Raw genomic sequence first — 14,394 nt, 5'->3', positions numbered from 1 at the left:
TTTGCTTCATTTTGGGTATAGATTCTTACCCTGAAGCTTTTCACCCCATCTTCCGAAGCTCTTACCCCATTTTTTTGCGATACAGCCGCTTACCTTTTTGCTTTGAAGCATTCATCGTCTGCGATTCGGCAATTATGGCTATTACACGTTTACCCATCTGGCAACAATGGCTTGTCCATGCCCTGGTCCTCTGGCTAGGAATGGAGCTGAGTGATGCTCTTTCCTATAGCTATCAGGTGTACAGGGAGGGGCCCTATCTCATCAATCCCGATGGCTCGTCGGTTACGGCCTGGCAACGGTTCATGAACCACAATTACAGGCAGGGCTTGTGGGCGGTGATGGCCGTAGGAACGCTACTGGTCGAACTCAACTATCACCTGATTTTCAGAAAAAAATCCATCCGATTTTTTCTGATCAGCACCGGTTTGGGCTCGGTGGGTTTTACTGTACTACTTGCGTACTTCAACCAGTGGAAGTTCGGGGGTTTGCCGAATCCGATCGGAGAACCCACTCTGGTCGTGGCAGCTTATAGCCTTAGTTATGCGTTGTTGCGGCAGTATATCCAGCAGCGGGTGGATCAGACGCAACAGCAGATTCAGCTCACCAATGCCGAACTGCATGCCCTGAAAGCTCACATCAATCCCCACTTTTTCTTCAATACCCTGAATACCTTGTACGGAACGGCCTTACTCGAACAGGCGGAGCAGACGGCTCAAAGCATTGAACAGCTCGCCAGCATTATGCGATATACGGTTGACCGTTCGAGGAACGATCTGGTATCGGTTGCCGAAGAGCTAACGTTTATTACTGATTACGTGCAGCTACAAAAACTGCGGCTGCCCGTACGGGAGAATATTCAGATTCAAACCGAGCTTACCTACGACGAAAAGCCTACTCAGATTGCTCCCTTGCTGTTGCTCCCTTTGGTGGAAAATGCCTTTAAATACGGTATTCGCATGGATGAGCCCTGCTTTATTACCCTACGATTGAGCGTTCAGCAACAGGAGCTGGAATTGGTCATTGAAAACAGCCTGTTTCCCCGGCGGAATGATCAGCCGGGCCTGGGTACCGGTTTAGTCAACACGAAAAAACGCCTGTCGCTGCTGTATCCGGATAAACATCAACTCAGCGTACAATCTCTGGCGGATCGGTACTTCGTCCATCTGCATCTTATTCTTCACTAATCTACTAGTTATCATGCGATTATTTCTTGTTTTTGCACTCCTGGGCGTGCAGTTGAATGCCTATGCCCAACTGAAACTTTTGGGCAAGCTAAGTACAACCGTGAAAACGCTCACGTTTTACGTACCCTTTGACTGCTGGGTGTACCGGGCCGATTCGCAAAAAGTAGATCTGGACGCTCAGGGGAACTTTTCCGTTCAGCTACCCGTAACGACACCCCAAATCATTTTCATGGATTATGCCGATCAACGCCTGTACCTCTACGCCGAACCCGGCAAGACCTTGGCAATGCGGGCCGACCGCAGCGACATCCGATTCGGTGGAAGTCTGGGTAAAGAAAACCAGTTTCGCCAGCAACTGGGCCTGACGTATAATCGACTGGGGCGAACGATCTATAACGATTCACTGAGTAGCCCGGCTACCATTCTGGCGGAGCTTCAGCAAAGTCAAAGCTGGGCCTTCGATCAGCTCAAAACCCTTGCTTTCAAGCCGACGTCGGCGTTTTTAGAAATGACAAAAGCCGACCTTACCTATTTTGCGGCGAGTAAAGTCTGGGACCTGATTTGGGAAAATGGCGTGTGGACATCCCGTAACAAATCCCAGTATGGTCAGCCAGAGTGGCGGGCTGTTCTGAAACAAGTGTATCAGGCAGTAAATCTTTCCGACGCAACGGCCCTACGCAGTTATCCCTACCAACAGGTGATTGCCTATTACTCCCGCTATCTCCAGCACCAGTGTACCTCGAAAGAAGCCTTTGCGACGCTGGCAGAAGAAATGTTTCAAAAACCCTTTGCTGCCGTCAATCAGGACGTACGTGAGAAGGGCGAGCGTTACTGGGAGTACAAAGCCATCAACTACGGCCTCAGCGGATCGTCGCTGGAACGGGCGATTGCCTCGTTCCTGACGCAGGGAATCAAGCACGGTGAGCTGGGCTACCAACGCGAGGCGTATGAGGACTTCATGCACCGCTTTCCCCAAAGTTCTTATCGACCCTATGTACAACAACTTATGAAACCCTACTGGGATCGTATGGGACAAACCGAACGGTCGGATATACACGTGCATCCCGCGTCCATACCTACGCTGGATTCGCTGCTGGCAGCTCACCGGGGTAAGGTGGTCTATCTGGATCTGTGGGGAAGCTGGTGCGGCCCCTGTCGGGAGGAATTTACGTTCAATCAGGCTCTGAAAGAACAGTTCAAGGGACAAGCCGTTGATTTCCTGTACGTAGCGGTTGAACATACGACGAACCCAGAAAAAGGCTGGCGGGAGACGATTGCGTTCTATCAGTTAACGGGTTACCACATTCTGGCTGGGAAAGCACTGGTGGACGATATACAGCGGCACTATTCGCCACGGAGTCATCTTCAGTTTCCATCGTATATCTTAGTCGACAAATCGGGTAAAATAGTGACCGTACACGCAAAACGGCCCTCCGAAAAGGAAGCTCTGTATGAACAAATCCGGCAACTCTTGTGAAAAAAGATTCCGCTCCGCTCCGTTGTGTATTGATTGATGATGAACCCATGGGCCTGCATGTGCTGGAGTCGCACGCCCGACAGGTGCCTTATGTACAGGTAGTTGCCAGCTTTGCCAGTGCTACGCAGGCCCTGGCCTTTTTACAGACGGAATCCGTGGATTTGCTATTCCTGGATATTCAGATGCCCGATTTATCCGGACTGGAAATGGCCCAGATCATTGGTTCGTCCGTGCCAATCATTTTCACGACGGCCTACGCAGAATATGCAGTGAACGGTTTTGAGCTGGAAGCCCTCGATTATTTATTAAAGCCCATCCGTTTGAGTCGTTTCGTTCAGGCCTGCCAGCGGGCTATGGCCAAACGCTCGCAGCAACATTTATCAGAATGGGTAGCCCCTGATTCCCTGTTCGTGAAAACGGGTTATGACTGGGCACGCATCGACCGGGCGACCTTGCTCTACGTGGAAGCGGATGATAATTACCTGACATTTCACGAACCCAGCCGCCGGACTTTAACCCGAATGAAATTGTCGGAAGCCATGGAGCGATTGCCCGCCGATCAGTTTATACGCATTCATAAGTCGTATATCGTCTCCCTGAGCAAAGTTGAGAAAATTGAACGGCATCAGGTCACCCTGACCACGGGTGCTGTTTTACCCTTGTCCGCTTTGTATCGGGATGAATTGCTGAATCGATTAACCTAACCGCTATCTTTGCAACAAGAAGGGAGTCTACGCGTACCGCGAAATGTCTATTCACCAAGCGTAGAACTCGACAAACCAGCCGGTAGCTGGGTCGTGTAACGCCACCCTTAAACGCTTGTTGCCATGCCTAACCTTTCTAAAACGACCCTGCTCGCCCTGTCTCTGGTAATTGCAGGAGGGATACTAATCATTTACTGCATTAAAACCGCTACCTCCTTCTTTTTGCCCTGTTTGGTAGCCATCCTGACGGCTTTTGGGCTGGGTATCCTGGAACCCCAGAAAGGCTGGAAGTTTGCCTTACTCGAAGTTGCCATTCTATGGGTAGGCTACTGGGTTTTTACCAATTTTCCCGAAAATGAGACGCGTCAAAGTGTAGAGTTGCTGGCCTTGGGCATTTCAACGGTCATTGCCTTTGCGTGTTCAGCGTTAATAGGGTTTGTTCGCAGGGCGTAAGGTTGTTTCTGGCTTTACAATTTGGAAAAACGTCTGGTTAAATAGTTCCTATTTCGTCCTGTAGAGATGACTAGTGTATGCCCATTCGATGGCGAAAAAAATTCCTATTTTGGGAGTTTTCATATTCACCTAGACTGAGTTTGGTCCTCCTTGCTGGCTGTTGGGTAGCCCAGAACCCTCTCCATGACTAACCATTCCATGGCGGCGACCGCCTGCTCTGGGCCACCGCGTTGCGGCTGTCGTAGGCCGTTCCGTTGCTTCTGAGCGGGAGAGCTTTTCATCTTCTAACTGTAATTTATGGTAGGTAGTTGTTGGTATACAAGCAAAAGTTTACATGGACGGCATAAAACCGAACCCCGTCCTATCCCATTCCATGGTGGGCTCAAGCCGCCTACCATTCCATGATGGCTCCCTCAGCAATGCGGTGGCCCGAAGCAGGATGAAGTCAGCGGCGTTCGCGATACGGACTAAAATGACCAGCCGTCTCAACGGGACGAAATAGTGATCGTTAATACTAGGGTTAGGAGCTGTCTGTTGCTTGATATTAATTGAGTACTGTTATTACACTCACTTACTAATGAGACCAGACCCATCTACGGGACGTAAAACGAACATATTACTATACAAACAATATCGTCAGTTAAAACATTGTCTGAACTCCAACGGACTCTGCTTGGTCTTGGTTTTGAAGAGTTTACTGAACGATTGCGAATGCTCGAAGCCTAATTCGTACGCGATTTCACTGACCGACAAATCCGTGGTGGAGAGCATCTCTTTCGCTTTTTCGATGAGCTTGTTATGAATATGCTGTTGGGTAGTTTGTCCGGTGTGCTGCTTCAGTAAACTGCTGAGGTATTTGGTGGACATGTGCAGCGTATCGGCGATGTCCTGCACCTTGGGCAAGCCTTTAAGTAACAGATCTTCCTGATTAAAATAGTCCGTCAGTACCTGCTCCAGCCGATCCAGTACCTTGCTGTTGGTGATTTTCCGGGTGATGAATTGTCGCTCGTAGAAGCGTTGAGCATAGGTGAAGAGGAGTTCCAACTGGGCAACAATCACATCCTGGCTAAACTTATCGATCGATGAATGGTACTCTTGCTTGATATGATCAACGATGCTGTTGATGAGGGTTTCCTCTTTGTCAGAGAGAAACAGGGCCTCATGGGCCGCGTACCCAAAGAATTCGTATTGCCTGATTTTCTTTGCCAGCGGCGTGTTCCACAAAAAGTCGGGATGGACAAATAACATCCAGCCTTCCAGCCTGGGTACGCTGTCACTTCCATCACCGCGTAAAATTTGTCCCGGAGCCGTAAAACCCATGATTCCCTCGTCGAAATCATACTGTTGCTGCCCGTAGAATAGCGTATCACAACCTCTTTTCAGGGAAATGGTGTAAAAGTCGAATACGACCGCGGTAACGCCTGCGTCTCTCGTCAATTCGGACACATCCACCACGCTAATGAGCGGATGATGCGGTTTGGGAAGTTTCGCGAGCCGATGCCCTTCGGTAATGGATTTAATACGGAGTGGCGTTTTGGTTTCCATGTGGGTAAGTTAATTATTCTTCCGAAAGGGTAGCATCTGGCAAACGGCATTTATCTATCCTTTAAACGGATATTTCAACCAGATCAGTAGTAAGGGCAAGGCGAGAAAAGGGATTTCCAGCAAAGCGATGCTACTGTTTCCCGCCCGTAACGACAGGGCCATGATCAAAACAATCGTAACCGCATTCAGCACATTGGCCACGAAAAAGGTCTGCGGGAAAAACAGCAGGACCCCCACGGCGATCGACCATACGCCCATGTAGGGCATAATGGTTTTGGAGAGCCCGAGGGCCGACAACATTTTTGCCTGTTCCGCGTTAGCGGGCTGGAAGGCGTCCCAGCTGTGTTTAATACTCAGAAAGGCCGAGATCAACAGGAGTACGATCGCTACAATTTTCATGGAATTACAGGAAAGATTCGAGGTAGTGAATGGTGATTAGATGATCGGGGGTATACGCCAGAGGACGACGTTGGCCAGCTTTACTTCGTACCATACATCGTAGACGCCCCCATTTTACCCGCTTGCGAAAGCATTAACTTAGGAGCTACCCGGCTCATCACCCGCATCAGTCCAGCCAGACCGGGATAAATTTCATCCTTGTCGTTTTTCATGCCCTGGATGGCCGCATCGACAATTTTTTCGGGAGCCATCAGGGCTTTGGCGTTGAAGCCATCTTCTTCGATGAATTTGTCATTGAGGGGCGTCGAACTACCGGGGGCCACCAGCTCAATGACTTTAATACTCGTTTTCATCAATTGCACGCGTAAGGCCTGGGTATACGCCCGCAGTCCGGATTTGCTGGCACTGTAAATCGGGGAAATGGGGAAGGGCATGAAGGCAATACCCGAGGTCACATTCAAAATTACCGCCTTAGGTTTCGTTTTCAGATGCGGCAGAAACTGCTGTACCATGCGAATCGGTCCCATCAGGTTAATTTCCACTTCACGGGTGATGTCCAAAAGCTCGTGGGGCTGATTCAGACTGAGTTTACGCATTTCACCGGCATTATTGATGATTATATTCAAGGCAGGAAATTGTCGGGTCACCTGATCATACAGGGATACAATGTCTTCCGCTTTACTTACATCGCTTTGGATGATATGAACTGCCGGAAGTTGTTGCTGGGTTTCCTGTAGTTTTTGTGCATTTCTTCCCGTAATGATCACGGTATTGCCTAGGGCCAGAAGTCGGGAAGCGAATTCAAGTCCAAATCCGCTGGTGCCGCCGGTAATCAGGATGGTATTGTTGTGCAAGTCCATTTTCTTTTCGTTTTTGTTTCTACAAAGGTCAGTCACGATTCCAAAAACACTTGTAGCCGATTGTCGCAAGGATGTAGCCAGAAGGGAAGATTCGACACGAAAGGGTAGGAGGTTTTGCGTATTCCGCGAGCTTAATACGGTACTTACGGGTTTTTCATGCGTATAAACACAAGGGATTGCCTTACTTTAGAGGCGTATAGGACAAGAAAACGAGAGGGGTACGAAGATTGCTCAAGTCAATCTTCAGTAAATGGAGAGGTACCCATGCATTCCGCCCTTTCGATTCCGCCACTATTCTACGCTAAAACCTAGTTGAATGAACGCAGCCGTAAAATGGATTACGCTGAGCCTGACGGGCTTAAGCTTGACTCTCCACGCCCAGACTCGCTCGCTGAAAATTACCAAACGCTACCTGAATCTGCCCGTAGCTCAGTCCCGGCACCGGGGAACCATGGCCTTAGTGACGCCAGACCAGACGGAACGGTCCTTTAAAATACGGCTGGCTCCGGGTAAACCCGATTACTGGGTCTTCTATGATGTCTCAGCCTGGCAGGGCAAAACCCTTACCCTTCGCTACGACGGCAGTCCCGAAGGATTAAACCAGATTTACCAGGATGATCGCCTGGCGGGTCAGGATTCCCTGTATCACGAAAAATATCGACCGCAATACCACTTTACCAGCCGGCGGGGCTGGATCAATGACCCCAATGGGATGATTTTCTATGAGGGCGAATACCACCTGTTCTACCAGCATAATCCTTTCGAACGCGAATGGGAAAACATGTCCTGGGGTCATGCCGTAAGCAAAGACATGGTTCACTGGGAGGAACTGCCCACGGCCCTATCACCCGATCGGATGGGAACTATGTTTTCCGGCTCAACGGTGATTGATTACGAAAATACGGCGGGTTTTAACCGGGGGAATGTACCGGCAATGGTTGCTTTTTTCACGGTGGATAGTCCGGAAAAGCAGGTGCAGTGCATGGCTTATAGTCTGGATAAAGGACGTACGTGGACCAAATACGACCAGAATCCGCTGATCGACTCTAAAGCGAAATGGGAGAGTAAGGATACCCGTGATCCCCGAGTATTCTGGTACCAACCGGGTCGGCACTGGGTGATGGTACTGAATGAGCGGGACGGCCATTCGATCTATACCTCAAAAAACATGAAGCAATGGACGTATGAAAGTCACATTACTGGCTTTTGGGAGTGCCCGGACCTGTTCGAACTTCCCATCGATGGTGATCCAAATAAAACCAAATGGGTAATGTACGGAGCCTCCACCACGTACATGATTGGCGATTTCGACGGGAAAAAATTCACGCCGGAGTCGGGTAAACACTCATATACGCACGGGACCATCTACGCCGCTCAAACGTTTACGAATATGCCCGAAAAGGACCCTCGACGGATTCAGATTGGCTGGGGGCGGGTACAGCAGCCGGGGATGCCCTTCAATGGCATGATGCTACTGCCCACTGAGCTACGGCTTCGTACGACCAAAAACGGTCCCCGGCTCTTTAGTGTACCCGTCAAAGAAACGGAACAACTGTTTACGCCAGCGGGTCAATGGACTTCACTACGGGTCGAGGAAGCCCGGGAGAAACTCAAATCGGTGGACGTACAGGATGCGTTTCGACTTAAAACTACGCTCAAACTTTCCCACGCGACGGACGCGGGTATTTCGCTTTTTGGTCAGCGGATCCTAAATTATGATCTGAATTTCAATCAGTTGAACGGAGCCTTTTACTCCCCGGAGGATATGACAAGCATGGAGATTACCGCAGATATCTTCGTAGATCGAACCTCGATAGAGGTGTTTGTGGACGGCGGTCGGTATTCCTATTCGCTGGAACGGAAACCCGTGCCGGGCAATCAGGAAGGGCTTCAGTTCTGGGGCAATCGGATGGAGGTGAAAGACCTTCAGGTATACAAAGTGAAGTCGATTTGGAAGTAAGGCTAGTTGGGTAGGTATAAAAACAAAGGTGCAGAAACGAACCACCTCCGTTCATTTCTGCACCCGTTCGAAAATCCAACCAAGTATTAAATCGCCGGTTCCGCCGGTGTATTCGGATTCGTCAAACGTTCCTGATCCGGATAGGGATAGAAGTTTCGCGTGCGTTCGGCCGTAAGCGGTATGGGGTTAACATTCACCGCAGGAGCCGTACGGTTGAAACGGCGACTATCTTCCAGCCGTAAACCCTGCATGAAAAGCTCCGTACTGCGTTGTTTATAAATCTCCGTGAGCAGACTGGCCGCATCGGTACCGCCAGCGTAGGCGGGTAAAGCGGCATTTACACCGAAGGGATCACCCGTCGTTTGCGTACGAACGGCGTTGATCTGAGCTACGGCTTCGGTAATCGAACCATTACTCCGGACCAGTGCTTCGGCTTTGATCAGACGAATCTCATCGGGCAGATATACCGGAATGGGCTTGGTGATTTCATTGAAAAATCCGGCTACTGAACGCAGTACCTCGCCACCCACAGTAACCTCCGGCGTAGCCGTGTAAAAATTAATCCGGGCATCTCCCGTTTCCAGCAGCGACGTCGGTAACCCTAATGTAGCCCGGGGCTGGTAATTTTTACTAACGACAATTTGCTGGTAAATGGGATTGGGCGATTGCGACGAATACACAAACTGCGACCGCGACGTCAGGTTAACCGCATTCGCCGAGGCTAGTGCATCAGCGTAGCGACCCAGCATCATCTGGTAGCGAGCCCGGTACGCGTTCAGGCAATCCCGCAACTGAAAATCCGTACCCAGCACCCGCGTATTGAATTCCGTCGAAGGAGCCGTGGCCGTAATCAGATCAATGCCCTGCGAAAGTATCGTTACGGCTTCGGTCAGAGCTTGTTGGCGGGGTACAAACGGGGCCTGTCCATTCTTGTTCGTTTGCGTAGGGAACTGCTCAAAACCCGTTGCCAGTCCGCCCAGAGCCATCGCCTTGAACAGATACGCGTGAGCGAGTACACCATTGCGGGTGGCTTCGTCGGTAGCGAGTACGGTGGGGGCATTGGCGATCAATTCGTCGGCCATGCCCATTACCCGGTACATTCGGGCCCAGAGGTTGAGGACGTTGCCGTTGAAAGAAGGCAGAGCCGTACCCCCGGCTTCGAGTTCGAGTACATTGGTAAAGGTAGTAATGCCTTTCAGCTCACGCGTGGTCGTCCCCGGTGTAATGATGAGAGCTTCCAGAGCCGAGGTCGAATAGTATTGTTTCATCCCCAGACTCAGCGTGAGCATCCCTTCCCGACTCGACAGTACCTGTTCGTCGGTGGGAGCATTGGGGTTGGGAATATCCAGTTTACAACCCGTCAGTAAACCAGCAGCCAGAAAAGAGGCCAGAATATATGTTTTGAATTGCATGATCTTCAGTGGATTAATGCTTAGAAATTGACACTTACGCCGAACAGGAAGCTACGCGGAATCGGTACCTCTACGAAGTCGAAACCTCGCACGGCATTATCCTGACCGGCGGCGTTGGTTTCCGGGTCCCAGCCACTGTAGTTATCAATCGAAAGCAGGTTACGGCCAATGAGCGTAAGCCGCAGGTTCTGCATTTTCCAGAGCTTCGGCGTCAGGACGTACGACGCGGAAATTTCCCGGAGTTTCACGAAAGAGCCGTCTTCAATGTAATTTTCAAAGATGGAAAACAGGGCCGCACTCGTACCCTTGGGCACATCGCCGCGAAGCTCGGGTTCGTATCCTTTCAGCGAAGCATAAAGGTCACGCTCGCCGACCCGACGGGTAAAGTTGAACACCTCAAAGCCCAGCATGCCGTCCCATTGCATCCGGAAATTGAACTTTCCAATCTCAAACTCATTCGTAAAGCCAACAATACCCCAAGGGTTGGGATCGCCGATGACCTTGCTCAAAATCGTTCCGGTGGGCTGACCGTTGGCATCCCGCTGAACGGTGTACTGTCCGTTGGCCAACTGAGTACCTCGTTCCCGTTGCGGATAGCGATTGGGGTTCGTAGCCGTAGGGGCGGTTAGGAGTAAGGAACCGTCCGGATTGCGGGCAAAAAAGGTGCTGTAATACGCTCCAAGCGGATAGCCATTGACGGCAGCCACCTGACTAAATCCACCCGCGAAGGGTAGTACGCCGTTGCCTTCCACACCATTGACCGTATTCTTGTTAGACGTATAGGTCAGCGTAGTGATCCAGCGGAACCCACTGGTCTGCACGGGTACGGCTTTCACCATGACTTCAAAGCCTTTGTTGGTCATTGAACCCACGTTGATGAGTCGGTTGTTGAAGCCCGTCGTGGGAGCCAGCGTTCGGTTCAGAATCAGATCAGCTACGCTCTTGTTGAAGTACGAAACTCCACACTCACGCGATCGTTGAACAGGCTGAAGTCCGCACCAATTTCGGTTTCGGTCTGACGCTCAGGTTTTACCGTAAAGTTTCCGAACTGAGCGGGAGAGGTATAGCCCGTCTGGCCACCGTAAATGACGGGGCTGTAATTGGTAAAGCGGTCGTAGGCTCCAATGGCGGTCAGGTTGCCCGACTGCCCCCAGGCGGCCCGGAGTTTGAATGAATTGACAACGCGGCCCAGGGCTCCTTCACTCCAGAATTTTTCGTTGGAAAGCACGTACGAACCACTCACTTTTGGGAAAAACTGCCAGCGGTTATCGATGCCGTATACCGACGAAGCATCCACGCGGGCCGCTCCCGTAATGAAGTAGCGATCTTTAATGCCAAAACTCTGCTGGGCGAATGCTCCGAGAATGGATCGCTCCGAGCGGAATTCCATCGCAATAATGGTTCCGTTGTTGATCGTCTCGCCAAAGGCTCCCAGTTGTTGAGCCGTCGCTCCAAAAGTCAATGTACGATCGTATTGAATCGTGCCGCCGATTCCCGAAGTGGAGGTCAGCCAGTCGTTTACTTTCGTATTGTAACTGACATTCAGGTCGTTGTTGATCTGGAAAACCGTAGCATCGGCTCGGCGGGCGAGTCCCTGATCGTAGGTCGGCGTGGTGTTTTTCGGTGGAATGTAAGCCGTAGCCGACTGCGTGTAGTTGTCGATACCGACGGTATAATCAATGTTCAGGCCTTCGATCGGTTTCAGGTTGAAATTGAAATCCGAAATGATCCGGCTCGTTCGTTGTCCAAACTTGAAACGGTTGATGGCTTCGAGCGGGTTGGTCCGGCGTACTACGCTGACGGGAGCGGTGGAGGGATAGACACCCGTGACTGGATCGGGTTCCGGATTGACGGAGTTGTTGCTGAAAATGAAGCCCGTCAGAGCCCCATACGCCTCGCTAATACCGCCGTTCGGAATCTCCTTACTGGAGCTGTACACATAGTTGCTACCCGCTGAAATCGTGGCTTTGTTGCCGATTTTCTGCTGAATCCGCAGGCGAATGCCATTGCGGTTGAAATCCGTACTTTTAATAATTCCCTGATTGTAATAATTAGATCCGGAAACAAAGTATTTGGTGTTAGCCGTACCGCCCGAAAGCGACAGGTAGTTTTCGGTACCAAAAGCATTCTGGAAGATTTTATCCTGATAATCGTAACGGGTAACCGGAACCTGCGTCTCGTCCGTCGGCGTAGTGTTCGCGAAAGCAAACGGATATTCGTTGTAGGCCATTTTCTTACGAAGCTGACTGACCCGAAACTGCGTAGAGAACGTAATGGATGGTTTGCCTTCTTTCCCTTTCTTGGTGAAAATCTGGACTACCCCGTTGTTGGCCCGCGACCCGTAAATGGCCGCTGCTGCCGCTCCCTTGATGACCTCAATGCGATCAATATCCGCCGGGTTGATATCTACCAGACGGTTTTGGGAGTACCCGCCCAGGTCAATCAACTGGCGGGAATCGTTGTTGACAATGACCCCATCCACGATATACAGCGGGTCCGATGAACCCACAATCGTGCTCGGTCCCCGCATCCGAATGCTGATTCCACCCGCGGGGTTCCCGGAGTTTTGCGTAATCTGAGCACCAGAAAGCTTGCCCTGTAAGGCGGCATCGAGGGAGGGGGCGGCGGAAAATTGAAGATCTTTCGCTCCTACGGTAGCAATGGAGTTGCCCAGCTCGCGTTTGCTGGTGGCACCCATCGTACCCGTCACCACCACTTCATCCAAACCGAGCACGTCTTCCTCAAGCGTGGCATCGAGGGTTACTGCATTCATACTGGCGTTTACGTCAAAGCTTTTCTGCTGACTTTTGTACCCTACGCCGGAAAAGACCAGCGTGTACCGACCTGGCTTCAAGGAAGGCGTAAACTGGTACGTCCCACTGGCATTAGTCGTGGTTCCGGTACTGGCCGAACTTAATTTCACGGTGATAAACGGAAGGCCGGACCCATTAGCATCGCTGACCTTCCCCTGCAGTTGTACCTGAGCCGAAACGGAACCCGCCAGGGCCGTCCAGGCAAAAAGAAGGTAAAACAGGAGCTTCCCTGGAAGTACTGATTTTCGCATACGGTTAACTAGTTTGGAGTGTACTACTAAAAAAGATAGGTCGTGGGAAAGCTGTAGCAGCCGCCCGCGTCCCACGAAAAACGTATTCAGGAAGTCGATTTAGAGGAAAAACGGTTAATTCGGGAATGAAATCTTACCCATCGATACACTGGGAACGCCCTGTCGATTGCCAAAATGAGTCTTGCCACCCACCAGAGCCTCGTTGGCCAGGGTAGCAAATAGTACGGCTTCTTTGGCATCCCCCGAAATACCCAGTTCATCGGTCCGGCGAAGGGTCATTTCGGGCAAAAGCTCCTGGATATACTGCCAGAGCAAGGGATTATGCATCCCGCCTCCGCTGGCGTACAGCACCCAGGGTTGGGTCGTATCCCGGCTTTTCAGCGAACGGTGCACGGCTTCGGCAATGGTTTCCGCTGAAAAACGGGTAAGCGTTGCCAGTACGTCTTCGGGGCTGAGGTCGGTACGCTGGATTTGTTGCTGAGCCGCCTCCAGATACGCCAGACTAAAGAGTTCTGGCCCCGTAGTTTTGGGAAAGGGTTTCTCAAAAAACGGGTCCTGCTTCAACGCGGCTAGCAAGGATTCGTGTATCGTTCCCCGGCGGGCCAGAGCCGCATCTGCGTCGTAGGCTTTATTGAATTTCTGCCGGGTATACGCATCAAGCAGCGTATTGCCAGTGCCGGTATCGGTAGCGAATACTTCATCCGCATTCAGATTGGCCGGAAGGAAGGTAAAGTTGGCAATACCACCCAGATTCAGCAGAATTCGGTTTTCACCCGCTTCCGAAAAAATCAGATAGTCGCCGTACACGGCCAGCGGAGCCCCTTCACCACCCGCCGCACAGTGTTTCTGCCGAAAATCGGACAGGGTAATGATGCCCGTAGTAACTGCCACGTGATCCCCATCGCCAATTTGTAGGGTAGCGTTGGGAAACTGGTCCAGACCGTGCAGAATTCGGGGGGCGTGAAAGACCGTCTGTCCGTGACTGGCAATCACATCCACTTCCGCCGGAGCAATGCCCCAGCTTTCCAGACAGTCGAGCACCAGCCGCCCGTGCAGGTTGCCAATCCAGGGATTCAGTACGCACAGGTGTTGGAAATCAATGGTTCGCTTGGCGAATACGGTTCGAATTTTCGCTTTAATTTCCTCGGTAAAATCTACCGTCCGAAACTCGCGTACGGTAACCTGCGTTTGTCCGCCTTCCCCCCGAAAAGTACAGAGGGCCACGTCCAGTCCATCCATCGAAGTACCCGACATCAAGCCAATGATGGTACGTTCAGGTTTCTGAGCAATCGTATATAGTTTCTGTATATGTGCGTTCATGGTTCGTTTGGGGTGA

The 14,394-nt window shown here is 51.2% G+C and carries 12 protein-coding genes; 5 read left to right on the top strand and 7 right to left on the bottom strand.

Going from position 1 to position 14,394, the window contains the following annotated elements; all coding sequences use genetic code 11:
* The first annotated feature begins 134 nt into the window (after positions 1–134).
* The 4 genes from BWI97_RS20795 (at position 135) to BWI97_RS20780 (ending at position 3,818) form a co-directional block, all read left to right on the top strand.
* The gene (locus BWI97_RS20795; protein ID WP_102202625.1) at positions 135–1,184 is read left to right on the top strand and encodes a sensor histidine kinase; all 1,050 of its coding nucleotides are present in this window, start codon (positions 135–137) and stop codon (positions 1,182–1,184) included.
* Positions 1,185–1,197: 13 nt separating this feature from the next.
* On the top strand, positions 1,198–2,661 hold the full coding sequence (locus BWI97_RS20790) for a TlpA disulfide reductase family protein (RefSeq protein WP_102202624.1): 1,464 nt from the start codon (positions 1,198–1,200) through the stop codon (positions 2,659–2,661).
* Positions 2,658–3,365, top strand: coding sequence for a LytTR family DNA-binding domain-containing protein (locus tag BWI97_RS20785; RefSeq protein ID WP_233207925.1), 708 nt, complete (start codon positions 2,658–2,660; stop codon positions 3,363–3,365). Before BWI97_RS20790 ends, BWI97_RS20785 begins: the two co-directional genes overlap by 4 nt.
* Before the next feature lie 123 nt (positions 3,366–3,488).
* Complete coding sequence (locus BWI97_RS20780) at positions 3,489–3,818, top strand: hypothetical protein (protein ID WP_102202623.1); 330 nt, start codon at positions 3,489–3,491, stop codon at positions 3,816–3,818.
* Positions 3,819–4,454: 636 nt separating this feature from the next.
* On the opposite strand, the gene BWI97_RS20775 is transcribed toward BWI97_RS20780, so the two are convergent.
* The 3 genes from BWI97_RS20775 to BWI97_RS20765 all read right to left on the bottom strand — a co-directional run bounded on the left by BWI97_RS20775 (position 4,455) and on the right by BWI97_RS20765 (position 6,622).
* The gene (locus tag BWI97_RS20775) at positions 4,455–5,363 is read right to left on the bottom strand and encodes an AraC family transcriptional regulator (protein WP_102202622.1); all 909 of its coding nucleotides are present in this window, start codon (positions 5,361–5,363) and stop codon (positions 4,455–4,457) included.
* 54 nt (positions 5,364–5,417) lie between these two features.
* Entirely contained in the window at positions 5,418–5,762 is a 345-nt protein-coding gene (locus BWI97_RS20770) for a hypothetical protein (RefSeq protein ID WP_102202621.1), read from the bottom strand.
* 80 nt (positions 5,763–5,842) lie between these two features.
* Positions 5,843–6,622, bottom strand: a complete 780-nt coding sequence (locus tag BWI97_RS20765) for an SDR family oxidoreductase (RefSeq protein ID WP_102202620.1) — start codon at positions 6,620–6,622, stop codon at positions 5,843–5,845.
* Positions 6,623–6,938: 316 nt separating this feature from the next.
* On the opposite strand from BWI97_RS20765, the gene BWI97_RS20760 reads away from it, so the two are divergent.
* On the top strand, positions 6,939–8,582 hold the full coding sequence (locus BWI97_RS20760) for a DUF4980 domain-containing protein (protein WP_102202619.1): 1,644 nt from the start codon (positions 6,939–6,941) through the stop codon (positions 8,580–8,582).
* Between the two features lie 86 nt (positions 8,583–8,668).
* On the opposite strand, the gene BWI97_RS20755 is transcribed toward BWI97_RS20760, so the two are convergent.
* The 4 genes from BWI97_RS20755 to BWI97_RS20745 form a co-directional block, all read right to left on the bottom strand.
* Positions 8,669–9,994, bottom strand: a complete 1,326-nt coding sequence (locus BWI97_RS20755; RefSeq protein WP_233207924.1) for a RagB/SusD family nutrient uptake outer membrane protein — start codon at positions 9,992–9,994, stop codon at positions 8,669–8,671.
* A 20-nt stretch (positions 9,995–10,014) separates the two neighbouring features.
* The gene (locus BWI97_RS28085) at positions 10,015–10,857 is read right to left on the bottom strand and encodes a hypothetical protein (protein WP_199182048.1); all 843 of its coding nucleotides are present in this window, start codon (positions 10,855–10,857) and stop codon (positions 10,015–10,017) included.
* 71 nt (positions 10,858–10,928) lie between these two features.
* Positions 10,929–13,058 (bottom strand): SusC/RagA family TonB-linked outer membrane protein, encoded by a 2,130-nt coding sequence (locus BWI97_RS20750; RefSeq protein WP_199182047.1) that lies wholly within the window; start codon positions 13,056–13,058, stop codon positions 10,929–10,931.
* 114 nt (positions 13,059–13,172) lie between these two features.
* A complete protein-coding gene (locus BWI97_RS20745; RefSeq protein ID WP_102202618.1) occupies positions 13,173–14,378 on the bottom strand; it encodes an anhydro-N-acetylmuramic acid kinase in 1,206 nt (401 codons plus the stop codon).
* Positions 14,379–14,394: the final 16 nt, after the last annotated feature.

Source organism: Siphonobacter sp. BAB-5405, assembly GCF_002872335.1.
Lineage (GTDB): Bacteria > Bacteroidota > Bacteroidia > Cytophagales > Spirosomataceae > Siphonobacter.
The sequence above is the reverse complement of the archived record's forward strand: the minus strand, read 5'-3'. Positions and strand labels throughout refer to the sequence as shown.

Coding starts and splice junctions, on each gene's coding strand:
- BWI97_RS20755 (WP_233207924.1), bottom strand. CDS start 9,994: ATGCAATTCAAAACATATATTCTGGCCTCTTTTCTGGCTGCTGGTTTA.
- BWI97_RS20795 (WP_102202625.1), top strand. CDS start 135: ATGGCTATTACACGTTTACCCATCTGGCAACAATGGCTTGTCCATGCC.
- BWI97_RS20780 (WP_102202623.1), top strand. CDS start 3,489: ATGCCTAACCTTTCTAAAACGACCCTGCTCGCCCTGTCTCTGGTAATT.
- BWI97_RS20750 (WP_199182047.1), bottom strand. CDS start 13,058: ATGCGAAAATCAGTACTTCCAGGGAAGCTCCTGTTTTACCTTCTTTTT.
- BWI97_RS20745 (WP_102202618.1), bottom strand. CDS start 14,378: ATGAACGCACATATACAGAAACTATATACGATTGCTCAGAAACCTGAA.
- BWI97_RS20760 (WP_102202619.1), top strand. CDS start 6,939: ATGAACGCAGCCGTAAAATGGATTACGCTGAGCCTGACGGGCTTAAGC.
- BWI97_RS20765 (WP_102202620.1), bottom strand. CDS start 6,622: ATGGACTTGCACAACAATACCATCCTGATTACCGGCGGCACCAGCGGA.
- BWI97_RS28085 (WP_199182048.1), bottom strand. CDS start 10,857: ATGACCAACAAAGGCTTTGAAGTCATGGTGAAAGCCGTACCCGTGCAG.
- BWI97_RS20770 (WP_102202621.1), bottom strand. CDS start 5,762: ATGAAAATTGTAGCGATCGTACTCCTGTTGATCTCGGCCTTTCTGAGT.
- BWI97_RS20775 (WP_102202622.1), bottom strand. CDS start 5,363: ATGGAAACCAAAACGCCACTCCGTATTAAATCCATTACCGAAGGGCAT.
- BWI97_RS20790 (WP_102202624.1), top strand. CDS start 1,198: ATGCGATTATTTCTTGTTTTTGCACTCCTGGGCGTGCAGTTGAATGCC.